This window comes from Nonomuraea sp. NPDC049269 (assembly GCF_043197155.1).
GTDB lineage: Bacteria > Actinomycetota > Actinomycetes > Streptosporangiales > Streptosporangiaceae > Nonomuraea.
On record NZ_JBICSO010000007.1, the window covers coordinates 477,706 to 501,492 of the forward strand.

The 23,787-nt window shown below is 71.4% G+C and carries 19 protein-coding genes and 1 tRNA gene; 10 read left to right on the forward strand and 10 right to left on the reverse strand.

The window, feature by feature from the left end; all coding sequences use genetic code 11:
- Positions 1 to 12: 12 nt before the first annotated feature.
- Genes ACGFNP_RS37785 through ACGFNP_RS37795 form a run of 3 tightly spaced genes read right to left on the reverse strand, consistent with a single transcriptional unit; the run spans position 13 to position 8,516 of the window.
- Positions 13 to 2,505: a PEP/pyruvate-binding domain-containing protein gene (locus tag ACGFNP_RS37785; RefSeq protein ID WP_393327013.1), complete on the reverse strand. Its 2,493-nt coding sequence runs from the start codon at positions 2,503 to 2,505 to the stop codon at positions 13 to 15.
- Positions 2,502 to 3,230 (reverse strand): TetR/AcrR family transcriptional regulator, encoded by a 729-nt coding sequence (locus tag ACGFNP_RS37790; RefSeq protein WP_393327015.1) that lies wholly within the window; start codon positions 3,228 to 3,230, stop codon positions 2,502 to 2,504. The genes ACGFNP_RS37785 and ACGFNP_RS37790 overlap by 4 nt, the downstream gene beginning before the upstream one ends.
- 60 nt (positions 3,231 to 3,290) lie before the next feature.
- Positions 3,291 to 8,516: a tetratricopeptide repeat protein gene (locus tag ACGFNP_RS37795; protein WP_393327018.1), complete on the reverse strand. Its 5,226-nt coding sequence runs from the start codon at positions 8,514 to 8,516 to the stop codon at positions 3,291 to 3,293.
- A gap of 123 nt (positions 8,517 to 8,639) precedes the next feature.
- Here ACGFNP_RS37795 and ACGFNP_RS37800 point away from each other — a divergent pair, with 123 nt between their 5' ends.
- The 3 genes from ACGFNP_RS37800 (at position 8,640) to ACGFNP_RS37810 (ending at position 10,354) form a co-directional block, all read left to right on the forward strand.
- Entirely contained in the window at positions 8,640 to 9,185 is a 546-nt protein-coding gene (locus ACGFNP_RS37800) for a hypothetical protein (RefSeq protein ID WP_219527414.1), read from the forward strand.
- A 37-nt stretch (positions 9,186 to 9,222) separates the two neighbouring features.
- Entirely contained in the window at positions 9,223 to 9,603 is a 381-nt protein-coding gene (locus ACGFNP_RS37805; RefSeq protein ID WP_393327022.1) for a hypothetical protein, read from the forward strand.
- Between the two features lie 79 nt (positions 9,604 to 9,682).
- Positions 9,683 to 10,354: a DUF6766 family protein gene (locus ACGFNP_RS37810; RefSeq protein ID WP_393327024.1), complete on the forward strand. Its 672-nt coding sequence runs from the start codon at positions 9,683 to 9,685 to the stop codon at positions 10,352 to 10,354.
- Here ACGFNP_RS37810 and ACGFNP_RS37815 read toward each other — a convergent pair.
- Positions 10,279 to 11,169, reverse strand: a complete 891-nt coding sequence (locus ACGFNP_RS37815; protein ID WP_393327026.1) for a 1-aminocyclopropane-1-carboxylate deaminase/D-cysteine desulfhydrase — start codon at positions 11,167 to 11,169, stop codon at positions 10,279 to 10,281. The two genes, ACGFNP_RS37810 and ACGFNP_RS37815, sit on opposite strands and share 76 nt — an antisense overlap.
- 43 nt (positions 11,170 to 11,212) lie before the next feature.
- Between ACGFNP_RS37815 and galK the strand changes: the two genes are divergently transcribed.
- Complete coding sequence (gene galK / locus ACGFNP_RS37820) at positions 11,213 to 12,325, forward strand: galactokinase (RefSeq protein ID WP_393327029.1); 1,113 nt, start codon at positions 11,213 to 11,215, stop codon at positions 12,323 to 12,325.
- Between the two features lie 176 nt (positions 12,326 to 12,501).
- Here the strand turns inward: galK and ACGFNP_RS37825 are convergent, their stop codons facing one another.
- The 3 genes from ACGFNP_RS37825 to ACGFNP_RS37835 form a co-directional block, all read right to left on the reverse strand.
- Complete coding sequence (locus tag ACGFNP_RS37825) at positions 12,502 to 13,275, reverse strand: enoyl-CoA hydratase-related protein (RefSeq protein WP_358317740.1); 774 nt, start codon at positions 13,273 to 13,275, stop codon at positions 12,502 to 12,504.
- Between the two features lie 69 nt (positions 13,276 to 13,344).
- A complete protein-coding gene (locus tag ACGFNP_RS37830) occupies positions 13,345 to 14,481 on the reverse strand; it encodes a nitric oxide synthase oxygenase (protein WP_393327032.1) in 1,137 nt (378 codons plus the stop codon).
- Positions 14,482 to 14,787: 306 nt separating this feature from the next.
- Positions 14,788 to 14,859 (reverse strand) — tRNA-Asn (locus tag ACGFNP_RS37835).
- A gap of 126 nt (positions 14,860 to 14,985) precedes the next feature.
- Here ACGFNP_RS37835 and ACGFNP_RS37840 point away from each other — a divergent pair.
- On the forward strand, positions 14,986 to 15,300 hold the full coding sequence (locus ACGFNP_RS37840) for a YtxH domain-containing protein (protein ID WP_358317736.1): 315 nt from the start codon (positions 14,986 to 14,988) through the stop codon (positions 15,298 to 15,300).
- A 49-nt stretch (positions 15,301 to 15,349) separates the two neighbouring features.
- On the opposite strand, the gene ACGFNP_RS37845 is transcribed toward ACGFNP_RS37840, so the two are convergent.
- The 3 genes from ACGFNP_RS37845 to ACGFNP_RS37855 are packed head-to-tail and all read right to left on the reverse strand — an operon-like array spanning position 15,350 to position 17,290.
- On the reverse strand, positions 15,350 to 15,823 hold the full coding sequence (locus tag ACGFNP_RS37845) for a hypothetical protein (protein WP_393327034.1): 474 nt from the start codon (positions 15,821 to 15,823) through the stop codon (positions 15,350 to 15,352).
- A complete protein-coding gene (locus ACGFNP_RS37850) occupies positions 15,820 to 17,094 on the reverse strand; it encodes a hypothetical protein (RefSeq protein ID WP_358317732.1) in 1,275 nt (424 codons plus the stop codon). Before ACGFNP_RS37850 ends, ACGFNP_RS37845 begins: the two co-directional genes overlap by 4 nt.
- A gap of 40 nt (positions 17,095 to 17,134) precedes the next feature.
- A complete protein-coding gene (locus tag ACGFNP_RS37855; RefSeq protein WP_219527422.1) occupies positions 17,135 to 17,290 on the reverse strand; it encodes a hypothetical protein in 156 nt (51 codons plus the stop codon).
- A 157-nt stretch (positions 17,291 to 17,447) separates the two neighbouring features.
- Here ACGFNP_RS37855 and ACGFNP_RS37860 point away from each other — a divergent pair, with 157 nt between their 5' ends.
- Genes ACGFNP_RS37860 through ACGFNP_RS37880 form a run of 5 tightly spaced genes read left to right on the forward strand, consistent with a single transcriptional unit; the run spans position 17,448 to position 23,760 of the window.
- Complete coding sequence (locus ACGFNP_RS37860; RefSeq protein WP_393327037.1) at positions 17,448 to 18,635, forward strand: hypothetical protein; 1,188 nt, start codon at positions 17,448 to 17,450, stop codon at positions 18,633 to 18,635.
- Entirely contained in the window at positions 18,632 to 20,764 is a 2,133-nt protein-coding gene (locus ACGFNP_RS37865; protein WP_393327040.1) for a tetratricopeptide repeat protein, read from the forward strand. The genes ACGFNP_RS37860 and ACGFNP_RS37865 overlap by 4 nt, the downstream gene beginning before the upstream one ends.
- Positions 20,764 to 21,825 (forward strand): protein phosphatase 2C domain-containing protein, encoded by a 1,062-nt coding sequence (locus ACGFNP_RS37870; RefSeq protein ID WP_393327043.1) that lies wholly within the window; start codon positions 20,764 to 20,766, stop codon positions 21,823 to 21,825. Before ACGFNP_RS37865 ends, ACGFNP_RS37870 begins: the two co-directional genes overlap by 1 nt.
- Positions 21,818 to 23,110 carry a VWA domain-containing protein gene (locus tag ACGFNP_RS37875; RefSeq protein ID WP_358317724.1) on the forward strand — a complete coding sequence of 431 codons (1,293 nt, stop codon included), beginning with the start codon at positions 21,818 to 21,820 and terminating at the stop codon, positions 23,108 to 23,110. The genes ACGFNP_RS37870 and ACGFNP_RS37875 overlap by 8 nt, the downstream gene beginning before the upstream one ends.
- Positions 23,110 to 23,760, forward strand: coding sequence for an FHA domain-containing protein (locus ACGFNP_RS37880; RefSeq protein WP_358317722.1), 651 nt, complete (start codon positions 23,110 to 23,112; stop codon positions 23,758 to 23,760). Before ACGFNP_RS37875 ends, ACGFNP_RS37880 begins: the two co-directional genes overlap by 1 nt.
- Positions 23,761 to 23,787: the final 27 nt, after the last annotated feature.

A 23,787-nucleotide genomic window follows, 5' to 3' on the forward strand; every position in this document is an offset into this window, starting at 1 on the left:
CCCGAAGCACCCTCAGCCCAGCAACTCGACCGTGCCCCGCTCGCCGTCCACCCGGACGCGGTCGCCGTCGTGCAGCCGCATCGTCGCGTTGCCCGTACCGACCACGGCCGGGATGCCCAGCTCGCGGGCCACGATCGAGGCGTGCGACAGCGGCGCCCCCATGTCCGTCACGACGGCGGCGGCGCGCGGGAACATCGGTGTCCAGCCGATGTTGGTCAGCGTCGTCACGAGGATCTCGCCGGGCTTGAGCCGCTCGCCGTCCTCGGGCGAGGCGATCACCCGGGCGACGCCCTCGACGATGCCCGGCGCACCGGGGAAACCGGTCACCGTGTCGCTGACCGGCGCGCTCCCGCCGCGCGCGTCGTAGATGTCGCTCCGCCTGCCGGGGTCGGCGGCCCAGCGGACCGGGTCGAAGTGGCCGACGATCAGCGTCGGGTACGGCGGCAGCGAGGCGTAGCGTTCGTAGGTCGCCCGCCGTACCGGGATCTGGTCCAGTGAGGACGCGTCACCGCGCAGGAGGCCGAGAATCTCCTCCAGATAGAGGAAGAACACGTCGTCGCCGTGCCCTGTGAGCTGCCCGGCCCGCAGCATGAAAGCGCGCAGCACCCAGAACGCCCGCATGTTCTCCGACCTGGCGCTCTCGCGGTCGCGGACGACCTGGTTCCACCGGGTGACCCTGTCCCGCATCTTGGCTTCCTTGCGGGGATAACGCTGGGCGAACCGCGCCCACGCCTCCTCGCGCGCCTTCTTCTGACGGGCGAACAGGGCCTCGGTGTCGGCGCTCATGTCGCGGAGCCCGGCGAGCTGGGCGTCGATCCAGGCCGGGTCCTCGCCGGGGCGCGGAAGGGAGACCTCGAACTCGTGGGGGCCGCGATGCCCGTACAAGCGGGCGAACGTGTCACGGTCGATCTCGCCCCTGGCCAGCTTGCCCAGACCGAGGACCGGGCCGAGACTGGCCAGCTCGCCGTCGGCGTTGGCGCCGGTGAGCATGGCTTCGGCGTCGACGTCGCCCATCATCTTGCGCAGTTTGTCGCGGGTGTACACGAGCGTGGCCCCGCCCTGCCGGCCGGCCGCCTCCAGCATGCGGCAACTGGTGACGACGTACGGCTCGATCTCGCGCTCCCACAGGGCGGCCAGGTCGGGGCCGGTCTCCGCGGTGGCGATCCGGGCGCGCAGGTCCTCCGCGCGCTGCTGCGCGGTGGCGAGGAAGGGGCGCAGGCCCTTGAGGTTCGTACGGACGCGCTTCTGGATGTTGATGCCCATCGGCACGACCTTCTTGACGATCTCCCAGCGGGAGACCGTCAGCAGCGGCACGTCGAGGCCAGGCGGCAGCTTGCCGAAGATCTGCTCGACGGCGCTCAGCCGTTTCCGCATGCCGAGCGAGATGGCCATCGTGTACATGACGCTCAGGTTCATGTAGAACCGGCCGCCGATGTTGCCGACCAGGTCGAACCCGGGCAGCGCCGAGGCGGCCATCGCCTCATGGATGAACAGGCGGACGAACGACCAGGTCGCGGGCGTCATCACGTCGGGGATGGCCTCGCCGAGGTTGCCGCCGGTCCACAGGTAGTCGCCTTTGAGGCTGTCGTTCCACTCCTCGGCCCGCTGCTTGAGGCCGGTGATCGGGCGGGCCTGGACGATGAAGAACGAGCCGTCGTGCCTGGCCCATTCGACGTCCATCGGCGTGCCGTACAGCTCCTCGATGCGCGTGCCGATCGCGGCCAGCTCGGCGGCCTGCGGCGGGTCGAGGACGGCCCGGCGCCGCAGGTCGTCGGGGACGGGCTCCTCCCGCGTGCCGGACGGCGTGCGCACGGTCATGACCGTCTTGTCGCCGATCCGCGACTCCGCGACGGCGCCGTCGCGGACCACGACGGTGTCGGGGGTGACCTGGCCGCCGACGACCGCCTCGCCGAGGCCCCAGGAGGCGTTGATGACGATCTCGTCGCGGGCGCCGTTGACCGGGTTCGCGGTGAACAGGACGCCGGCCGCGTCGGCGTCCACGAGCTCCTGCACGACGACGGCCAGCGCCACGTCGTCCTGGGGCACGCCGTTCTGCTCGCGGTAGGCGATGGCGCGGGCGTTCCAGAGCGAGGCCCAGCAACGCTTGACGGCGTCGAGCAGCGCCTCGCCCCTGATGTTGAGGTAGGTGTCCTGCTGCCCGGCGAACGACATGCCGGGCAGGTCCTCGGCCGTGGCGGACGAGCGGACGGCCACGGGCACGTCGGGGCCGAGCGCGTCATACGCCTCGCGGATCTCGGCGGCGATCGCGGCGGGCATGTCATGCTCGGCGAACAGGGCGGCGATCGCGGCGGCGTCGCCGGCGGCGGCCGCGTCGAGGATCCGGTCGTGGAAGTCCGCGACGAACGCGCGGTAGGCCTCGGTGGTGATGTGGAATCCGTGGGGAACGGGCAGTCCCGCCCTGGTCAGCCTGGCCAGGGAAGCGCCCTTTCCCCCTGCTGTCGCGAGGTCGGCGGCGGCATCGTCGAGAGGGATTAAGGCCCTCACGTGACACGCTCCTTAGCGCCTAGGGAGACCGCGAGTTTCCGCTGCGCGATCTCCTCGATGGTGTCGAGATAGCCGAGGGTGGCCAGCCTGACGGCCCGCGCGTCGCCGTCCGGCGGCACGCCGTCCGCGCCCATGGCCCGGATGGCGGTGTCGGCGACCAGCTCGGCGAGCCGGTCCTCCGGCGTCCGCATCTCCTCGGGCAGCATGTTCTGCGTGATCAGGAACCCGTAGACGACCGAGACGAGGATCGCGAGGTGCTCGGCGGGAGCCAGGTCGGAGCGGAGCACTCCCCGCCCGACCAGCTCGCCGAGGTACGTCTCGAACGCGGCGCCCTGCTCGAACGCGGCCGCGCTGTTCTGCTTCTGCCTGCTGAGCTTGCCGAACACCGCCGAGTCGCCCAGGATCAGCGCCTTCATCAACGGCCGTCGCAGCACCCCCCCGACCAGCTCTCGGAGCAGCTCGTGCAGGTTCGCGGGCGCGCGCTCGCGGACCTCGCCCAGCATGCGGACCCGCTCACGGCGGACCAGCGCGGCGAAGAGCAGCTCGCGCGTCTTCCAGTGCAGGTAGATCGTGCCCTTGGCGACGTCCGCCCGCCTGGCCACGTCGTCGATGGTCGTCTTGTCGTAGCCCCAGCGCAGGCACAGCTCGGCGGCGGCGTCGAGGATCCGGTGCGCCCGCTCCAACTGGCGCGCGGGGTCCTGCGGGGGCCGGCCGGCCTTGGCCATCAGTCTCACCTCAAATGATTGACTAGATGAGACTAATTGGTCATTTAATTAAGCACAAGTTCATCCCAGCTTCGCCAGCAGTTGTTCGGCGTCGGCCGCGAAGGGCGAGTCGTCGGTGCCGGCCGCCAGCCGGAGCATCCGCCTGGCCACCGTGAGGTCGCCGTGGGCGTAGCGGATCTCCCCCAGGCGGAAGGCGGCCTCGGCGACCAGGTCGGGCTGCTCGGTCAGCCCCAGCGTCAGCTCGTAGTAGCGCACGGCGCCGTCGCGGTCGTTCAGCCAGTAGCAGAGCTCCCCCAGATGCGCGGCCGCCATGCCCGACTCCGTGTCGCCCGAGTCGATGACCCGCTGGTACCAGCCGAGCGCCTCGGGGAAGTCCCGCTCCCGCTTGGCCAGCGCCCCGAGGTGCATCGCCCCGAGCGCGGTGACGTGCCCGGTGCCGAACTCGACCGCCCGGACGTACCACCGGCGCGCCTCGTCCTCGTCCTCGTCGTGGTAGCTGTGGCCGAGCGCGACCATCGCTCTGGCGGCCAGCTCGTCGTCGCCCGCGCCGAGCACGCGCCGGTAGACCTCCCTGCCCTCGGCCACCTCGCCGGTCCCGACCAGGGCCTGGGCGAGCACGCTCAACGCGGTGGGCTCACCGCTCTCAGCCGCCTCCCGCAGCGTGCGCAGCGACGCCTCCGTGTCGCCCTGGCGGCCCTGGAGCATGCCGAGCAGGCTGCCGAACACCGACCGCACCGGGCTGTCGGCGTCACCCGCCTGGCGTTCGGCCAGGTTGTAGAAGGCGGCGACGTCGTTCTCGACGTCGAGGAGCGCCAGCAGCCTGCCGCCCGCGACGAACCGCACGTCCGGGTCCTCGTGCTCGTTCAGCCGCTCGTAGACGGCCCGCGCCCGCGCCGTCTCGCCGAGCTCGGCGAGCCGCTCGGCGACCCCCAGCTCGGTGAAGGCGTCGGAGCCGACCAGCTCGTAGTAGAGGTGGACGGCGTCGGGGTCGTCGCAGAGCTCCGCGAGCTCCCTGGCCTTGACCCCGGCGTGCGGCCCCAGATGCGCCAGCACCTGTACGGCCAGCGCGTGCTCGCCCCGCTCGTACGCCTGGTAGGCCAGGGTGCTCAGATTGTTCAGGGCCATCTGGGCCAGCTCTCGGGTTGGCTCGTTGGTTGACTCGTTGGCCGATTCGTGGGTCGGCTCGTGGGTTGGCTCGGCGCCCGTCCCCGCGGCGCCCGTCCCCGCGGCGGCGGCGAACGCCTCGGCGGCCCCGAGCGGGTCGCCGTCCTCGTGCAGCCAGCAGCCGAGCTGAAGGCCGCCCCTGGCCACGGCGTCGGTCTCGCCCGACTCGATGGCCAGTCGCGCCTCCCCCGCCGCGGCGGCCGTGTCACCCAGCGCGTGCAGGGCGTCCGCGAGGTCGACCCGCATCCCCGCGTTCGGGTGACCGGTGTCGATCCCCTTGCGGTACATGGCGACCGCGCCCGCCAGGTCATCCGTCGCCTTGCACGCGTCACCCCACACCCAGTAGCCCATGGCCACCGTCTCAGGGTCGCCGGTACCGATCGCCAGCTCGGCCTCGGCGGCGACGGCCGCGTACTCCCGCCGCTGGAACAGATTGACGAGCAGATGACGCAGACTCGCGAGATCCCCGGCCGCGGCGCCACGATCGAGCACGTCACCGGCGCCCGCCAGATCGCCGCCCTCCTCCAGCAACCCGGCCAGCTCGACGGCGGTCGACGGCATCGCGGCCCGCAGCGCCTCGACGGCTCCGTCCAGGTCCCCGCGCCGACGCCGGACGGCGGAGACGTCGCGCCACGCCATGAGGCTGGTCTCGGCGTCGTCGCTTCCGGTCGCGGGCAGAAGGCACAGCTCGGCCTGGCTGTACTGGCCGTCACGGGCCAGGTCCGCGCCGAGCCCCAGCCTTGCCGGCGCGGCCCATCTCGGCCCGCCCAGCTCGATGACCAGCAGGTAGAGCGCCCTGGCGAGAGCGTCGTCCCGGGTCATCCTGGCCATCTCCAGCGTCTCGGCGAACGCCTCGTCGGTGGCCGTAGGAGATGCGGTCAGCAGGCGGCGTACCTCGGCCGGCTCGCCCGCGTCCAGCGCGAGCAGCAGCCGGGCCATCGACGCCGAACCGGTCAGCTCGGTCAGAGCCGTCAGCGCGCCCTGCCGGTCGCCCTCGGCGGCCAGCACCCACGGCCGCTCCTCCGGCGACGCCGTGCCGAGCCGGACCCGGGCCGTGGCCGCGGCCTGCCGGTCCACGTCCTGAACCGCCGCACGCTGGTAGGCCGAACGGGCACCGTCCTGGTCACCCGCCTCCTCCAGCCGCCGGCCCGCCTCCACCAGCGTGGCACCCACCGACCCCGGATCAGCCGCCACGGCCCGCTCGAACGCCGCCCGCGCCCCCACGAGATCGCCGGTCCGCGCGAGGAGACCACCCAGCAGGCACACCACCTCCGCGCCCGGTGCGATCCCCACCGCGATCTCCGCAGCCGCCAGCGCCCCCTCCAGATCACCGGCATCCCGCAGCAGCCGGGCCAACTGCGGCACCGCCGCATCCCCGAACACCACCCGCAGCACTTCGCGAGCCTCGTCGCTCGACCCACTCGCGATCAGAATCTCCCCGAGCCGCAACGCAGCCTCAGCCACGTGCGCCTCGACCGTCGCCTCTCCGTACGCCCCTGCCGCGGACGCCCTTTCAGCCCCGGCGGCTGTCCCCTGGTCCTTCGCCGCGTGCCCGGCAGCCACCGTTTCCTGGTGCCCCACACCCGCCTCGCCGTACCCCGCCAGTACCTTCCGGTACGCCTGTGCCGCCGTGGCCAGGTCGCCGAGGGTGTGCCAGGTTCGGGCGAGGTCGCGGTGCGCGATGGTGGCGAGGCGTTCGTCGGGGCCGGTCGCGGCCTGCTGCCAGGCGGCGATCGCGCCGTGCGGGTCGCCGGCGTCGTGGCGCAGGGCACCGAGGTAGCAGGCCGCCTCCTGCTGGAAGTCCGGGTCACCGATGTCGAGCACCAGTGACAGCGCCCCGTCCGCGGCGGCCGTCTCGCCCTGCCGGTGCCAGGCGTGCGAGCTCTGCATCGCCAGCATGGCCGCCATCCAGGACCGGCCGTCGTCGGCTATCTCCTCGAAGGCCGCGGCCGCCGCACCGAAGTCGCGGTCGAGCAGGAACCGGGCGTAGCGTCCTGTGTCCCCCTCTTCCGGGTGAGTCTCCGGGATATAGGCGAACGCGGCACGAGCGCCGTCGAGGTCGTCGATCCGTACCCGGGTGAGTCCGAGCAGCCACGCGTTGCGCGGCGCCTGGACCGGGTCACCCTCGGCGACGAACCGCTCGTGCAGACGGCACGCGGCCAGCAGATCGCCCTGGCGCTCGAACAGCCCGAGCAACGCACCCATCGCCTCGACCCGCAGCCCCCGATGGCGGGTCTCCATCGCGGCGGTGAACGCGGCCCGCGCCTCCACCAGATCACGCTCGCGCGCCCCCGCTCCCTCACCCGCGCCGAAGTCCTCACCCGGATCCTCACTGAGCAGCTCACCCAGCCCGTACGCCACCCACGGCGCCAACCCGGGATGCCCATCGACGCGGGCCCGGCGCAGCAGTGCGACCGCCTCCTCGGTCTGGTCCTGGTTCACCAGGACGTCCTTGAAGATGGTGGCCGTGTACGAGAGCGCGAGCGGATCACCCGATTCGGCCGCCGCGCGGAACAGCTGGGCCGCGTCCGACAGGTCATACCCGATGGAGGCCAGCACCTGCGCGAACACCGCGGTGCCGATCGCGGCCGTCGCCGGGTTCGGGTGCTCCATGGCCTGGCGGTAGCGGACCAGCCCCTCCTCCCTGCCCAGGCGCTGGTGGTCGATGACCGCCCGGAGCACGGGATGTGGTTCGTCACCCGATTCGCGGAGCAGGTGCAGGAAGAACTCGGCGCTGAAGCCCTGCAGCAGATCGTCACCCTCGGCGACGTACGACAGCAGCTCGTCGGCCTGCTCGCGGTCGCCCTCGCCCAGTTCCAGCTCGGCCAGCGTCATCATGGCCCGGACCGACTGCGTGGCCGCGCCGGAGTCGATGGCCCTGCGCAGCAGCCGCCGCGCCCCGGCCAGGTCACCCGCCTGCAGGTGGCGCAGGGCCTCGTCGACGTCCAGGAGCGCCTGCTCCTCCACCGGGTCGGCGAGCGGCTGCTGCCGCGCCGCGTGGTCGATCAGCAGCGCGGCCTTGAACGCCGTGTCGGGGTCGTCGTGCTCGGCCGCGTCGAGTACGAGTGCCATGAGGCTCTCCCGGTCGTCCGGGTGCCGGTCGAGCAGCAGGCCGAGCAGTGTGACGCAGATCGATGACCACTCCGACTCCCCCGTCTCCAGTACGGCCCGCAGCGCCGCGAGCGCCTCGGCCACCTCCCCGGCCTCGGTGTGCATCTGTGCCAGGCACGCCTGGGCCTCGACGGCGTACTCGCGCTGGCCGCTGGCGATCACCCGGTGGAAGATCGCCTTCGTTGCCACCACGTCGCCGAGCTGCGCGGTCACCTTGGCCTGCTCGATGAGCGCGGGCAGCCGCTCCTCGGGCCTGGGGTCCTCGGCGGCCGTGGCGTAGGAGGCCGCCGCTTCGGCGTACTCGCCGAGATCGACGAGGACCGCGCCGCGCAGCCGGTGGGCCGTGGCCAGGTGGTCGGCGTGCCCCACGGCGATCGCGTGCTCGCACGCCTCGCGGGCGGCCACGAAGTCCTCCTCATCGGCGTACATCTGGAAGAGCCGGAACGCCGACAACGACACCACCTCGGGATCGCCGCAGGTCAGCAACTGCCGGTAGTCGTCCTCGTCCTCCGCCAGCTCGTACAGGTCGCGGGCCGTACCGGGATCGTGGGGGACGAAGTCGGGCAGCTCCAGCTGGGCGGCCAGCTCGGCCACGGCAGGACTGTCACAGCGCCGCGCCCGCTCCAGCGCCTCAGCCGCGCCCTGGCCGTCGCCCATCTCGGTCAGTACGAGGACCAGCGCCGTCTCGGCGAGCGCGGCCACCTCGAAGTCGGCGCCGTCGGAGGCGATCATCAGCACCCGGTAGGCGGCGGGCCATTCCCGCGCGGCGATCAGCATCATGCTCATGGCGATGGCCGACCGCTGCCCGAAGACCGGGTCGCCCGACTGGATCACCGACCGGTGCGCGGCCTCCGCCCCGTCGAGGTCGCCCTGCTCCTCCAGCAGGCAGGCCAGCAGATGCGACGCCTCGGGATCGCCGGTGGCCGCGTTCTCCCTGAACAGCACCGCCGCCGCACCGAGGTCTCCATCTTCCCAGTACCTCATCGCCGCGGCGAGCTGTTCTGACTCCATGCCGTACTCCCCAGTCAGCTAATAATGTGAAAAAGCTACATGTGTAGTCGCCTGGTTACCGCACATTCTCCGGATCTCCGGACCTGGGGCCATCACCGCTCGGAGCGCCGTAGCGTAGTCCCCATGGCTAGAGCGTTCTGGATCGACCAGGAGTTCGACAGGGATCGTGACGGGCGCTACGCCGTACACGTGCGCAAGAACCTCGAAGAGTTCGAGTGGGGGGACATCGCGCCGGTCAGGTTCGCCTGCGCGGCCTGGCGACTGGCCACGCCGCCGTCGCTGAACCCCGGCTACGTGCGCTGGGACCGCCGCATCCTGGAGGCGACCTGCGACCGCAATACGTGGGACGGCACGCTCAACGCGCGGATCCGGCTGGTCTCGCCGCTGCCCGAGGAGCTCACCCGCTCGCGGGCCTGGTGGCGCGACCGCGGCTGGCTGGGCTGGCAGGAGACGTTCGGCCAGTACGTCGAGCCGACGCAGCAGGACCTGGCCAGGATCCCGTTCCTGCGGGCGACGTTGCTGGTCGAGGTGCCGGTGCCGCTCGACGACCTGCCGCCGGAGCCCGAGGGCCCGCATGACCAGGTCGAGCAGAGCGCGGAGCGGGCCCTGGTGGTGCTGGTACGCGAGCTGAACCAACTCGTCGCCCCCATCCTCGACCAGCTCGGTTAGGAGCATGCCCGACACGTAAGTGGGTAGCAGGGGGCGCATGAGGATGCTGCTCGCCGTGCTGCCGGTGACGCTGATCGTCGCCGGGTGCGCCGTGGACACCACCTCTCCGGCCCGTACCGCCGAGCGCTTCCGCAATGCCCTCGCCGCGCACCAGGAGGACACCGCCTGCGCGCTGCTCGCCGAACAGACCGCGGAGAAGCTGCCCGACCCCGGCCAGACGTGCGCCGAGGCGCTGCGCGACCTGAAGCTGGGCCCCGCCGGGCCGGTCACCGCGGTGCGGGTCTGGGGCGACGACGCCCAGGTACGACTGTCGGGCGACACTCTCTTCCTGCACCGCTACAGCGGCGGCTGGCGGGTCACGGCCGCGAGCTGCCGTCCGCGGGGCGACCGCCCCTACGACTGCGAGGTGGAGAACTGATGCGGGTGATGTTCGTGATCACCCTCGTCGTCATCGCGACGGGGCTGATCTGCGTCTTCGCGACGGGCCTGGCCCACCTATGAAGAAGATCAAGGAGAACGGGCTGTCGCTGACGTTCCTGGTGATGTTCCTGCTGGCGCTGGGCGGGCAGGCCATCGCGGGGCTGGCCCTGTTCAACGACCAGCAGTTGGTCGACGGCGGGGAGCCGGTGTCGATCTTCAAGTACGTGGCCTCCTCCGACTTCGCCGTGGACGTGGCCGAGAACTGGCAGTCCGAATACCTGCAGTTCTTCCTCTACATCATGCTGACGGTCTGGCTGGTGCAGAAGGGTTCGCCGGAGTCCAAGAAGGTCGACGACGCGGGCCCCGGATCGGACGAAGAGCAGCTCCTCGGCCGCCACGCGCGACCCGACTCCCCCGCCTGGGCGAAGGTCGGCGGGATTCGGCGCCAGGTGTACAGCAACTCGCTCGGGCTGGTGATGGGGCTCGTCTTCGTGCTGTCGTGGCTGGCGCAGTCGGTGGCCGGGGTGGCGTCGTACAACTCCCAGCGACTGCTCGACCTGCGGGATCCGGTCTCGTGGGGCACCTACGCCACCTCACCGGACTTCTGGAACCGGACCCTGCAGAACTGGCAGTCGGAGCTGCTCGCCGTCCTGTCGATGGTGACGCTGTCGATCTACCTGCGGCAGCGCGGGTCGCCGGAGTCGAAGCCGGTGGGCGCGCCGCACACCTGGACCGGGGTCGAGAACTGACCGGTCGCCGGGTTCCAGGGCTCGCCGGTGACGACGGCGACGATGCGGGTGCCCGGCTGGAAGGCGCCCTGGCGTACGAGGTCGAAGACGCCGTACAGCATCTTCCCGACATACACCCCCTCGACCCGATATTTCGCGATGAAGTCGTCGAGAACCGGAGTCGAGCGGGCGTAGCCCCCGAAGTGGTAGTCCAGGTTGACCGACCAGTTGGACCACACACGCCCGTAAGCCTCCCGCTGCAGGCGCGCGACCTCACCCTCCAGGAACCCGGCCCCCTTCAGCACCGCGAACCCGATCGCCCGCCGCCCCTCCGGCAGCCCGGCCGCGATCCCGGCGAGGGTGCCGCCCGTGCCGACCGCGCAGCAGATCACGTCGTAGCCGCCACCGATCTCACCGGGCAGCCCCGCGATATCGGCGGGCAACTCGGCGCACCCGCGCACGGCCGCCGCGTTGCTGCCGCCCTCCGGCAGGATCGCCACGTCGCCCCACTGCTCACGTAGCGCGGCCTGTACCTCTGGCGTGTGCTTGAGCCGGTACGTCCCCCGGTCGAGGTAGGTCAGCCGCATGCCGCAGGACGCCGCGTACGCCAGCGACGAATTGAGCGGCAACCGCTCCTCGCCGCGGATCACCCCGATCGTCTCGAACCCATCCCGCCGCCCGGCCGCCGCCACAGCCCTGATGTGGCCGGAGTAGGCGCCACCGAACGTGAGCACCCGCGGGTGGCCCAGGTTGTACTTGAGTTTGCGCGCCTTGTTGTCGTCGCGGACGAGGAAGACCCGGACGGAGGCGAGCGCCGGATCCACCAACTCCTCCATGGCGCTAGTCTACGGTCGGAGCTTTGTTGAGGAGTGTTGGATTATGCGCGTTACCGATGCTTTCCGTGCCGCCTTCGGCGGCGACCCGCGTACCGTCTGGCACGCGCCCGGCCGAGTCAACCTGATCGGCGAGCACACCGACTACAACGACGGCTTCGTCCTGCCCTTCGCGGTGCCGTGGGGCGTCACGGCGGCGGTCAGCCCGCGCGACGACAGCACGATCCGGCTCCTGTCCCTGCAGTCGCCCGGCGACCCGGTGGTCATCTCCAGCCACGAGGAGTCCCGCGGCTGGACCCGCTACGTGGTCGGCGTCCTGGCCACGCTGGGCGACCGGGTACGCGGCGCCGACATCGCCATCGACGGCGACATCCCCGCGGGCGCCGGGCTCAGCTCGAGCGCCGCGCTGGAGGTGGCCGTCGCCTCGGCCCTCGACGACCTGTACGACCTGGGCATGACGCCCATGGAGCGCGCCCTGCTCAGCCAGCGGGCGGAGAACGACTTCGTCGGCATGCCGTGCGGCATCATGGACCAGGCCGCGTCCGCGCTGAGCGCCGAGGGGCACGCGCTGTTCCTCGACTGCCGCTCGCTCGGCTCCCGCAACATCCCGCTCGACCTGGCCGCGCACGGGCTGAGCATCCTCATCATCGACACGCGGGTGCACCACGAGCACGCGGGCGGCGAGTACGCCAAGCGCCGCGCGGAGTGCGAGTCGGCGGCCCGCAAGCTGGGCGTCGCGGCACTGCGCGACGTCACGGACCTGGCCGGGGCCCTCGAACAGCTGCAGGGCGACGAACGCAAGCGCACGATGCACATCGTCACGGAGAACCACCGCGTCGAGGCGCTCGTCGGCCTGCTGCGGGCAGGGGCGATCACGGAGATCGGGGCGCTGCTGAACGCGTCCCACCTGTCGCTGCGCGACCAGTACGAGGTGTCGTCACCGGAGCTGGACCTGGCCGTGGAGGCGTCCCTGCGCGGCGGCGCCCGGGGCGCCCGCATGACGGGGGGCGGCTTCGGCGGCTCGGCGATCGCGCTGGTGGCCGACGACCGCCTGGAGTCGGTGAAGGAGTCGGTGAACAGCGCCTACGCGGAACGCGCCTGGCAGCCGCCCCGCTTCCTCCCCGCCACCCCCGCATCAGGTGCTCGACGCCTTTCTTGACTTTCTGTTAGGGCCAATTTTTCTGTTACGGCCAGCCCGGTGGGCCCCACCCTTTGCGCGGGGCTGGCCTCTGTCCAGGGGAACGCTCCTCCGGTTCACCGGCTTGCCGCCGTTACGTGCGCACCGGCACCGTCTGGGTGGCCTTCGGGGCGCCGTCCGGGCGGCTTCTTTCCTGGCTAGAGGGGCGGGAAGTTCGGTGAGCGGCGTTCCAGGAAGCTGGCGACGCCCTCGGCGAAGTCCGGGCGGTTGAAGGAGGCGAGCATCTCCTGGGTCGCCGTCTTGGCTGATTCTTCCAAGGTGACGTTCCAGTCGTTCCAGATCTGGCGCTTGATGATGGCCATGGAGGCCGGGGAGCTGTGGATCGCGAGCTCCCTGGCGTACTCCTGGGCCGTGGCGAGCAGCGAGTCGCCTGGGACCGAGCGGTTCGCCAGGCCGAGTTCGTAGGCTTCCGTGCCGGTGAAGACCCTTCCCGACAGGAGGATGTCCATGGCTCTTTGCTGGCCCATGAGGCGCGGGAGGATCCAGGACAGGCCGTACTCCGCGATCAGGCCGCGGCGGGGGAAGGCCGTGGTCCACTTGGCGTCCTCAGCCGTGAAGATCAGGTCGCAGGCCAGCGCGTGGACCATGCCCAGACCGGCGCAGGCGCCGTTGACGGCGGCGATGATCGGCTTGGCGATGGTGGTGGGGAAGGTGTTGGGGCGCGGATCCGGCGTCTCGTCGTAGGAGCCGGCCTGGAGGGCGCTGAGCGTCTGGAAGTCGGCGCCCGAACAGAAGCCCTTGCCCGCGCCGGTCACCACGATGGCCCGCACGTTCGGGTCTTCCTCGGCCTCTTGGAGGAGGTCGAAGTAGCGCCGGCCCATCGCGTCCGTCCAGGCGTTGAGCCTGTCGGGGCGGTTGAAGGTCAGGGTGAGCACGCCTTGATCGGCCGAGGTGAGAACGAGTTCCGCCATGGGGCAACCGAATCATATTCTAGTGGCAGAACGCAAGAAACCCAAGGCCACTCCACGCAGGCCGCGCGATCAACCGCTGTGGTGGACGAACGCCGGAGTCAGCGTGGGGTTGTCGTAGTAGCGGTGGAAAACGCGGGTGACGCCGCCGGAGATCGGCGGCACGATCCACGACCAGTCCGCCGGGCAGACGCGCCCCGCCTTCTCCTCCCGCTCCAGGTGCGTAAGGAACCGGTTCGACTCCGTATGGTGGTCGGTCATCGTGACCCCCGCCCGCTCGAACGAGTGCAACACGGCCACGTTCAGCTCGACCAGCGCGTGATCCCGCCAAAGCGACCGGTCGGTGGCGGTGTTCAGCCCGAGACGCTCGGCGACCACGGGCAGCTGATCGTAGCGGTCGACGTCGGCGAGGTTGCGGGCGCCGATCTCCGCCCCCATGTACCAGCCGTTGAAGGGCGCGCACGGATAACACAACCCGCCGATCTCCAGGCACATGCTGGAAATCGCCGGCACGGCATGCCAGCGCAGCCCCAGCTCGGCGAACCACGGATATTCCGGATGCGTGAGAGGCACCTCCAGAACCGCGTCGCCCGGCAGATTACAGAGCAGCGGCCGCCCCACCTCCGGCTGGATCACCAGCGGCAGCACATCGAACCTCCCCGCCCCGCCACGCCAGCCGAGCCCCCTGACCATCGTGGTGAAGTCGGCGTAGCGGGGATCCCCGACGATCGAGCCGTCCCGCATGCGATGCCCGGCGTACCGGATGAGCTGCTCGTTCAGCACCCGGGGCCCGCGCCTGGCCGGCGTGTCCGGCGGGAACACGGTGACCGTCGGCCGGATCCGCCCATCACCTGTCGCGGCGCGCAGATGAGCCACGCACTCGATGGCCACCCCCTCAGCGGTGTTCACCTGCCTGCGGTCGCGCACCCTCAACGACCGCCAGTAGAGCCGCCCGATGCAGCGGCTGCTGTTACGCCAGGCCACCCTGGCCCCGAACTGAAGCTCCTCGAACGTATGGACGTAGGTCCCATGACGGGCCACGTCCCTGGCGACCTCACGCAGCCGCGCGTGCACGTCGCCGGCGCCGGGATTCTCGGCGTGGAAGAGCCTGATGAAGCGCTCCGCCTCGCGGATGTCGATCGTTCGCTCGATGAAAGCCTGTACGGCGATGGCCTCGAAGGGACGCAGGGACCTGATCCAGGTACGCAACGCAGTAACCAGCACTTTTCCATCAACGGAGCGCCCCGCCGATTCCGGGTCGGCGACACCTCCTTGCAGGCGGCGCCCTCTCCACACCGCCTTCGCAACGTGACCGCAGCTCCTGCCATCCTTCACCGTCTGGCAGCCGTTTGTCCCGGCAAATCAAAAATCCAGTGATCTTATGACTACAAAGCGTGAATGGCGGCAGCGGCGGGGTGGCCTCGGGGTGCTGACCGGCAAGAGGAGCTCCATGGTCAGTCCTGGGAAGCGAAAACTCCCCCTTCCCAGGATCCGGGAAGGGGGAGCTCGGTGTTGCTCCCGCGATAGGACTCGAACCTATAACCTGCCGGTTAACAGCCGGCTGCTCTGCCGTTGAGCTACGCGGGATCGAACGTTTCGCGCTGGTCGGCGGTCCTGCGGTCCGCTCCCCTTGGGCGCAGGAATAGATTAGCGCACTCCAGGAGTGCGTGTCGCATCGTCAGCGGGGTAGTCCGGAGACAGCGGAGGTGCAATATGCGTTATCGAATGACGTTCGCCATTGGGCTCGCTGTCGGCTACGTCCTGGGCAGCCGGGCTGGTCGCGAACGCTATGAGCAGATCAAGCGGGCGGCCCAGCGTGTTGCCGACAGTCCCAGGTTCCAGGAGACCGCGGGGGTGGTCGGCGCGCAGGTGTCCAAGGCGGCCGGAGTAGCCAGGTCGAAGGTGGGTGACACGCTCCAGCATCGGATCCCGTTCCTCAACAAGCACGACCACGCCGACACCGGCACCGGCTGGCCCGGAGAACAGGTCAACGAGAAGAAGACCAACGAAACCGGCATCCCTTACTGAGACCGGCCACCCCGGGCATGGGACCCATGCCCGGGGAACGGGGAACAGCTCACACGCCCATGCTGCGCCGTACGCCCTCAAGGGCCTGTTCGGCCTGGGCCCGTACGCCCGGGTCGTCCGGATCGAGACCTTCGTCGAAGACGAGGGTCCACCCCAGCACCTCGCCGCCGGGCCGGCGCCTGGCCACCAGCCGTACCCCGCCACGCCCGGGCAGGTCCACGTGCTTGTTCACCACGATGGTGGCGTTGACCCGCTCCCGCACCGTCTCGGGCAGCAGCCGCGGCTCCGGCAGCAGCACGCGGTGCCTCTCGCCGGACATGGTGAGGACGTTCAGCCCCTCCTCGTCCCAGGAGGCCCGGTCGATCGTCTCGTACGGTACGCGGACCCCGCCGGGCAGGTGCAGCGCCAGGTTCGTGGCCACCACGTGCCCGTCGCCGGTGGCGGCGAAGGTCAGCACCCGCTCCCCCGGCTCGGTGACCAGGGCCTTGCGGACGTCGGCGGGCAGGCGGCGAAGGAAGCTCATTCCTTCACGCTATCGGCGAGCAGGTCCAGGGTCAGCGCCGCACTCCAGGAGAAGTCCCTGCACCCCCGGCCGCTGCCGTCGAACGGGTCGAAGCACTCGCGGAACCCGGCCTGCCTGACCAGGCGGAGCGTGCCGTTGGTGAGCTGCTGGCCGAGCGAGTCGAGCGCGTGCACGCCGGCGGCGCGGCGCAGCAGCCAGTTGGTGTTCACCCAGGACGGGCCGCGCCAGTAGCGGGTGCGGTCGAACTGGGTCGCGCGGATCTCGCAGCTGGGCACCGGGTAGCCGGTGGCGCCCATGAACCTGGCCGATTCGAGCACGTCGATGGCCGCCTGGACGCGGTCGCTGGGCAGGCCGGGGTCGAGCAGCGGGCCGAAGCCGCCGACCGTACAGACGCGGATGAGCCGGTCGGCCCGCAGGTCTCGGGCGTAGAAGCAGCCGTCCCAGAGGCGGTCGAGGAGCGCCCGCCTGATGCGTTCGGCCTGCTCGGCGTGGGGCACCGGGTCGGCGCGGGCCAGCGGCGCCAGGTCGGCCAAGGCCAGGCAGGAGGCGAGCCAGATCCCGTTGAACATCGGGTCCTCGATGGCGAACGGGTGCTCGTCGCGCAGGTATTCGGACCGGTAGCCGGCGTTGCGGTAACGCAGGGCCAGCCAGACGTAGCGGTCATGGTCGCTGTCGGGGTGGCGCTCGTCGAGTTCGACGTTGCGGTAGCCGTACCTGATCTCGGGCAGCGCGGCGAGCGCCTGGTCCCAGGCCGGGCTGTCGTCCATGCCCGATTCCCAGGGGTGCACGATCGCGGCCAGCCCCGAGCCGCCGAGGTCGCGCTCGGTGGCCAGGTAGGCGTGCTGGGCGGCCAGCGCCGGAAACGCCCGCCTGACGAAGTCGGCGTCGCCTGTGTGCCGGTAGAGCCACGACAGGGCCAGCGCCTGCAGCGGTGGCGAGGTGAGGCCCGAGGTGAGCACGCGCGGCGCGGCGTCGTGGTCCTGCGAACGCCAGACCGAAGGGCCCGGGAAGTACGCCTCGGGAGTGTGGAAGACGATGTGCGGCACCATCCCGGTCGCCCACTGCCCGGCCAGCAGGCTGAGCAGCTCGGCTCTTGCCCGGTCAGGCCGGTGCCTGGCCAGACCGATCACCACGAACGCCGAGTCCCAGCTCCACTGGTGCGGGTAGAGACCTGGAGCGGGAACGGTGGAGGTTCCCGTCCAGTTCGCCTCGAGCACGGACATCGCCTCGCGCCCGAGCGCGGCATCGTCAACCGCCGGCCGCGCCTCCATCAACCCACTATGCGCCGCCGAGCCGCAGGAAGCCAGGTTGTTACGTCCGGACCCACTTGGACACGAGCATGATCCCGAAGGCCACGGCACCGATGATGAGGCCCCACTTGAGCAGCGTGAAGGCGAAGCCCACGAGGGGGCCGATGAGGATGAACACGGCGATGATCGCCAGGATTGCGAGAAGTATGCGTCCCATGCCTAAGACGCTACGAGATCCTTTAAGCGAATTGCAGGTGAGACAGGGTTGAATCAGGGACAAGTCAGGGTCTCCCCTACCTTCGGAACCAACCGGTCGGTTTCACCGTTTAGCCGGTAGACAACGGGGCGCGGGGGCCCGTATCACGGGGAGCGTGATGAGTCTCGGACCACCCATGAGCAGGGAGGGCGCGGAGTACGCGCTGCGCGCTCGTTCCGACGAGCGCGACCGCATCTCCGGCGACCTGCTCGATCTTGAAGCGCACACCACCTATCAGTTACTCAAGGGCGCCTCCTTACGCGGCCCGACCCAGACCCGCTGGGCCGCCGCACAGAGCGCGCTCGCCGCGTTGTGGGCGCTTTACGACACCTACCGGGGCGTATTACGCACAGCCGAGCAGGTCAAGGGCCCCCGCGGCCGCCTCGGCGCGGAGCAGCTCACCACCTTGACCGAGCTGCTGTCCGGCCGCTCGGTGGTCCTGAAGGCCGCCGCCAAGCCGGTCGAGGAACGCTCCCTGCTCCCCCAGCCGGACGAGCGGCTCACCCTGGACGAGACCGTCGCCCGGATGGAAGCCGCCTTCCAGCTCGCCACGGACGTGCTGACCGAGATCGACACGGTCTGGTCCGCGGCGCTGCCCCGCCTCGACGCCGCCGACTCCGAGCTACGCGTGGTGAATGACCTGCAGCGGCAGCTCGGCGAGACCCTCGATTTGACCCAGGCGGAGACCGAGCTGAAGCGGATGCGCGCCGCCGTACTGGAAGACCCCCTCGGCTCGGCCCCACCCGACCACGAGCTGGCCCGCGTCACCGGCGCCCTGGCGAGCGCCCGCGCGGACCTGGAGCGGGCCCTGCGGGTCAGCCAGGAGTACGGCAGGCGGCGCGAGGAGCTGGTGGCCGCGCTGGACCGAGTGCGGGCGGCCGAGAGCGACGCCAGGGTAGCCCACGGCACGGTCGTCGCCAAGATCGCCCTGCCGCCGCAGGCGCAGCCGCGCAGCAAGGTGGAGGCGCTGGCCGGGGAACTCGACGCGCTCGACGCCTCGACCGGCACCTGGCTCGACAGGTCCGGCCGGCTGACGGCGCTGGAGCAGAGCACCGAGCAGGCCGCCCAGCAGGCACAGGCCACGGCGAAGGCGCTGTTCGGCCTGATCGGCCGGCGGAACGAACTGCGCGGGCTGCTCGGCGCGTGCCAGGCGATGGCGGTGCGCAAGGGCCTGGCGGAGGACCCGGCCGCCACCGAGCTGTACGAGCGGGCGCGGCTGCTGCTGTGGAGCGCTCCCTGCGATCTGACGAAGGCGGCACAAGCCGTCGACCTGTACCAGCGTGCGATCCACGGAGGTGGCCGATGACCGGATGCGCCCAGCCAGGCTGTACGGGCACGATCGAAGATGGCTACTGCGACCTGTGCGGGCACGCGGCGACAGCCGCCGCGCCCGTGTCCGCCCCCTCATCATCGGCCTCCTCACCATCCCCGGACACCCGGCCGGTGAGCCGGCCGATGACCGGCCCGCTGAGCAGTGGCCGGTCGCGGGCCGGCGTGCTGGGCGAGCTGACCGACCTGCCGTCGGTGCCCTACCGGGATCCGGCCAGCGCGATCATGGCCAATCCCGAGGTGCCGGAGGAGAAGCGGTTCTGCGCCAACCCGGCGTGCGGTGAGCCGGTCGGCCGCTCCAGGCAGGGACGCGCCGGGCTGCCCGACGGGTTCTGCCCGCACTGCCGCACCCAGTTCTCCTTCACCCCCAAGCTGGGCCAGGACGACCTGGTGGCGGGCCAGTACCGGGTGCTGGGCTGCCTGGCGCACGGTGGCCTCGGCTGGATCTACCTGGCCGCCGACGAGAACCTCGACGGCCGCTGGGTGGTGCTCAAGGGCCTGCTGAACACCGCCGACGCCGAGGCGCTGGCGGCGGCGGAGGCCGAGCGGAAGTTCCTCACCACCGTCGACCACCCGAACATCGTCAAGATCATCAACTTCCAGCGCTCCGCCGGCCTCGGCTACATCGTCATGGAGTACGTCGGCGGCCAGTCGCTGCACGAACTGCGCCGCCAGGGTCCGTTACCGCTGCGCGAGACGCTGATGTACGGGCGGGAGATCCTGCGCGCGTTCGGCTACCTGCACGAGCAGGGCCTGGTCTACTGCGACCTCAAGCCGGCCAACGTGATCAGGGTCGGCAAACGGCTCAAGCTCATCGACCTGGGCGCGGTCCAGCGCGTGGGCTCGCCGCCGGGCACGTCCTGGGCCACGGTCGGCTACCACGCGCCCGAGCTCGACACCCGGCCCTCGTCCGTCGCCTCCGACCTGTACACGGTGGCCAGGACGCTGGCGGTGCTGACCATCCCGTCGTTCAGCCCGGCCAAGGGCGGCGCGGAGAACCCGCTGCCGGCGGACTGCGGCAACGAGTCGTTCGCGCGGCTGCTGCGCCGGGCGACCGCGCCGGATCCCGCCGCCAGGTTCCAGAGCGCGGAGGAGATGGAGGAACAGCTCGTCGGCGTGCTGCGCGAGATCAGCGCGGTGACGGAGGGCGTGCCGTACCCCGCGCAGTCGTCGATGTTCGGGCCCGAGCGGCTCGCGGCGGGAGCGGCGCTGGCCGCCGACCGCGGGCGGGTGTTCGACGGGCTCGACCCGCTGGAGGCGGCGGCCGCGCTGCCGGTGCCGCTGGCCGACCCCGCCGACCCGGCGGCGGGCGCGCTGGCCGGCCTGGTCGGCCGCGATCCCGACGTGCTGGTCAGCCAGGTCGAGGGGATGGCACGGACGCCCGAGACGCTGCTGACCAAGGCCAGGCTCCTCGCCGAGCAGGGCTCGGACCAGGCGCTCCAGGCGCTGGACGAGGCCGAGCGGGCGCTGCCCGGCGACTGGCGGGTGACCTGGTACCGGGCCGTTCACCTGCTGGCCGCGCGGCAGCCCGGCCGGGCGGCGCAGATCTTCGACGAGTGCTTCTCGCTGCTGCCCGGCGAGTGCGCGCCCAAGCTGGGGCTGGCGTTCGCGCTGGAGTGCGTGAACGACAACCCGGTCCGCTGGTACGAGAGCGTGTGGCGTACCGACCACTCCTACGTGAGCGCCGCGTTCGGGCTGGCCAGGGCGGGCCGGATCGGGGTGCTCGACGAGGTGCCCGTCACCTCCAGCCACCGGGTGGCCGCGCAGCTCGCGGTCGTGGCCTCGGTGGCCAGAGCGCCCGGCGCCGACCCGGGCAAGCCGAACGAGTTGTCGGCCGCGGCCGACCGCCTCGACGACCTCACCCACCTCGACCCGCGCCGCCGCGAGCTGCTCATCGCCGAACTGCTGGAGAGCGCGCTGTCCTGGCTCGACACCGGTAAGCCGCCCAGCGGGCTGAAACTGGCGGGTGCCGAGTTCACCGAACCCGGCGTCCGCAAACGGCTGGAAGACATCTTCCGCCGCCTGGCCGTGGCCGCGAGCTCCCGCCAGGAGCGCCAGGCCCTCGTCGACCAGGCCAACGCCGTCCGGCCCCGGACGTGGGTGTGATGGACCACATCGCCGCCCCGCGGGCGGACGTGCGGTGCCCGGTCTGCGAGGCTCCCGTGCTCACCGGCGACGCCTTCTGCGAGGCGTGCGGCCATCCGCTCGGCGCGCCTTCCTGTACCTCGTGCGGCGCGCCGGCCGTGGACGCGGACGGCTACTGCGAACGGTGCGGCCTGCGCCAGCCCACCGGGCGGGACCACACCGAGCTCACGCTGGACAACGGCACGGCGGGCGTGACCGACAAGGGCCTGCGCCGCAGCCGGAACGAGGACGCGATGGCGCTGCTGTCCACGGACACGCGGACCGTGGTCGTGGTCTGCGACGGCGTGGGCAGCTCGCCCCGCGCGGACGAGGCGTCGGCGGCCGCCGTGGAGACCGCGTCCGCCGCCCTGGCCAGGGGTGTGTCCGCCGAGGAGGCGTTCGACCTGGCCGGGCGGGCCGTGGGCAAGCTGGCCACCTCGGTGGACGATGCTCCTGCCTGCACCTACGTCTCGGCGGTCGTCGAGGGCGGCCGGATCACGCTCGGCTGGGCGGGCGACTCCCGCGCGTACTGGCTGTCCCCCGGCGTCCGACCGGCCGCGAACGATCCGTCCGTCGGCACCCAGCCGGTCAACGCCGACCCGACGGCCGGCATCCGGCCGGCCGACGCCGATTCGACCACCGCCACACCACCGGGCGACGCCGATTCGACCGCCGCCACTCGTCCGGTCGGGGCATCTCCGCCCGCCGGGACCCGACCCGCCCAGACCGGTCCGCCGCCAGGCGTCCAGCTGACCGGCATCCAGTTGACCGAGGACGACGCCGCGCCCACGGGCGAGATCACCGCCTGGCTCGGCGCCGACTACGGCGACGTCCGCCCGCACGTCCGCGTGCTGGAGCCGGAGCACCCGGGCCTGCTGCTCGTGTGCAGCGACGGCCTGTGGCGCTACCTCGACGGCTACACCTTCCCTTCTACCGGCAGCCCCCTGGACATGGCCCGCGTGATGCTGCGACACGCGCTCGACTCCGGCGGGCAAGACAACGTGACCATCGTCCTGATCCCTCTAGGAGACGCACATGGGTGACCAGCCCACCTTCACCCTCCACATCGACCAGAACAAGTACCTCCCGATCGACGGGCGCGAGGTGCACGCCATCCTCACGATCAACTCCACCGGCTCGGTGACCACCACCACGGCCGCCCCGGCCGAGGCCGCGGAAGTGATCATCATCGACACGTCCGGGTCGATGAGCGGCGGCAAGATCCGGGAGGCCCGGCAGGCGGCCGCGACGGCCGTGCAGACGCTGCGCGACGGCGTCCACTTCGCGGTGATCGCCGGCACCGACCGGGCCAGGGGCGTCTACCCGCGCGGCCCCGAGCTGGTCCGGGCCAACGCGGCCACCCGGGCCGAGGCGCAGCGGGCCATCGGCCAGCTGTCCGCCGGCGGCGGCACCTCGATCGGCCAGTGGCTGCAACTGGCCGCCCAGATGCTGTCGGCCCATCCGAACGCGATCAGGCACGCCATCCTGATGACCGACGGCCAGAACAACGAGCGCGCCGACGTGTTCGCCGCCGCGCTGGCCCGCTGCGAGGGCGCGTTCGTCTGCGACAGCCTCGGCGTCGGCGACGACTGGGTGCCCGCCGAGCTGCGCAAGGTCGCCGAGGCGCTGCTGGGTACGTTCGACTTCGTCAGGAACCAGGGCGACCTGGCCGACTTCTTCCGCAAGCTCACCCAGACCTCGATGAGCAAGACCGTGGCCGAACTGGTGATGCGGGTGTGGGTGCCGCAGACGGCGACGCTCAAGTGGGTCAAGCAGGTCTCGCCCACGCTGCTCGACCTGACCGGCAAGCGCACCGACGTGAACCCGCTGACCGGCGACTACCCGACCGGCTCGTGGGGCACCGAGGACCGCGAGTACCACCTGTGCGTCGAGGTGCCGCCCGGCCAGATCGGCAGCGAGATCCGCGCGGGCTGGGTGAAGCTGCTCCGCCCCGACACCCAGGAGGTCTTCGCCAGCGGCAACGTGCTCGCCCAGTGGACCGACGACCTCGCCCAGTCCACCCGGATCAACGGCAAGGTCGCCCACTACACCGGCCAGGCCGAGCTGCACGAGCTGATCCAGGACGGCCTGAGCGCCCGCGCGGCCGGCGACGTCGACAAGGCGACGGCGCGGCTGGCCAAGGCCAAACAGCTCGCCGTCGATTCGGGACGCGAGGACACGGCCAGGCTGCTCGACAAGGTCGTCGAGGTGGATCCGGCCTCCGGCACGGCCCGGCTGCGCAGGAACGTCGACAAGGCCGACGCCATCGAGCTCGACACGGGCTCGGTACGTACCAGCAGGCTGCGTAAGGACGGGGAGGGCAGCTGATGGCGACCTGCCCACAGGGCCACGCGTCGGGTGACGACGAATACTGCGACGTCTGCGGCCTCCAGATGGCCGGCTCCGCGGCGCCGGCGCCGGTCACCAGCCCGGCCGGCTCCGCCGCACCCACCGGCGCCGGGGGCGCGGTGGAGGACTGTCCCGTCTGCCAGACGCCGCGTGCCGGGCAGTTCTGCGAGGTGTGCGGCCACGACTACTCCGGCACCGCGCCGTCGCTGGCGCCCGTGTCCGGAGCCCGCTGGGAGGCGGTCACCGCCGCCGACCGCGCCTACTACGACCAGGTGATCGCCGAGGGCGGCCCCGACGCCCACGTCGTCGCCTACCCGCCGTACTGTCCCGAGCGGTCCTTCGCTCTGTCGGGCGAGCAGGTACGCATCGGCCGCCGCAGCCGGGGCCGCGACCTGCGGCCGGAGATCGACCTGACCGGGCCGCCGGAAGACCCCGGCGTGTCCCACCTGCACGCCGTGCTGCTGGCCCAGCACGACGGCTCGTGGACGCTCGTGGACCCGGGCTCCGCCAACGGCACCCAGGTGAACGGCAAGCCGGTCATGGTCAACGTGCCGGTCCGGGTGGGCGCGGGCGACCGCATCCACCTCGGCGCGTGGACCGTCATCACGATCCGCGAAGGCACACCATGACCGCCGTCACAGGGACCGCCGTCACAG

What these genes read in the sequence shown, in the direction of transcription:
- ACGFNP_RS37790 (WP_393327015.1), bottom strand. Translation starts at nt 3,230, where the DNA reads ATGGCCAAGGCCGGCCGGCCCCCGCAGGACCCCGCGCGCCAGTTGGAG.
- ACGFNP_RS37795 (WP_393327018.1), bottom strand. Translation starts at nt 8,516, where the DNA reads ATGGAGTCAGAACAGCTCGCCGCGGCGATGAGGTACTGGGAAGATGGA.
- ACGFNP_RS37800 (WP_219527414.1), top strand. Translation starts at nt 8,640, where the DNA reads ATGGCTAGAGCGTTCTGGATCGACCAGGAGTTCGACAGGGATCGTGAC.
- ACGFNP_RS37805 (WP_393327022.1), top strand. Translation starts at nt 9,223, where the DNA reads ATGAGGATGCTGCTCGCCGTGCTGCCGGTGACGCTGATCGTCGCCGGG.
- ACGFNP_RS37810 (WP_393327024.1), top strand. Translation starts at nt 9,683, where the DNA reads ATGAAGAAGATCAAGGAGAACGGGCTGTCGCTGACGTTCCTGGTGATG.
- ACGFNP_RS37815 (WP_393327026.1), bottom strand. Translation starts at nt 11,169, where the DNA reads ATGGAGGAGTTGGTGGATCCGGCGCTCGCCTCCGTCCGGGTCTTCCTC.
- galK (WP_393327029.1), top strand. Translation starts at nt 11,213, where the DNA reads ATGCGCGTTACCGATGCTTTCCGTGCCGCCTTCGGCGGCGACCCGCGT.
- ACGFNP_RS37825 (WP_358317740.1), bottom strand. Translation starts at nt 13,275, where the DNA reads ATGGCGGAACTCGTTCTCACCTCGGCCGATCAAGGCGTGCTCACCCTG.
- ACGFNP_RS37840 (WP_358317736.1), top strand. Translation starts at nt 14,986, where the DNA reads ATGCGTTATCGAATGACGTTCGCCATTGGGCTCGCTGTCGGCTACGTC.
- ACGFNP_RS37845 (WP_393327034.1), bottom strand. Translation starts at nt 15,823, where the DNA reads ATGAGCTTCCTTCGCCGCCTGCCCGCCGACGTCCGCAAGGCCCTGGTC.
- ACGFNP_RS37850 (WP_358317732.1), bottom strand. Translation starts at nt 17,094, where the DNA reads ATGGAGGCGCGGCCGGCGGTTGACGATGCCGCGCTCGGGCGCGAGGCG.
- ACGFNP_RS37855 (WP_219527422.1), bottom strand. Translation starts at nt 17,290, where the DNA reads ATGGGACGCATACTTCTCGCAATCCTGGCGATCATCGCCGTGTTCATC.
- ACGFNP_RS37860 (WP_393327037.1), top strand. Translation starts at nt 17,448, where the DNA reads ATGAGTCTCGGACCACCCATGAGCAGGGAGGGCGCGGAGTACGCGCTG.
- ACGFNP_RS37865 (WP_393327040.1), top strand. Translation starts at nt 18,632, where the DNA reads ATGACCGGATGCGCCCAGCCAGGCTGTACGGGCACGATCGAAGATGGC.
- ACGFNP_RS37870 (WP_393327043.1), top strand. Translation starts at nt 20,764, where the DNA reads ATGGACCACATCGCCGCCCCGCGGGCGGACGTGCGGTGCCCGGTCTGC.
- ACGFNP_RS37875 (WP_358317724.1), top strand. Translation starts at nt 21,818, where the DNA reads ATGGGTGACCAGCCCACCTTCACCCTCCACATCGACCAGAACAAGTAC.
- ACGFNP_RS37880 (WP_358317722.1), top strand. Translation starts at nt 23,110, where the DNA reads ATGGCGACCTGCCCACAGGGCCACGCGTCGGGTGACGACGAATACTGC.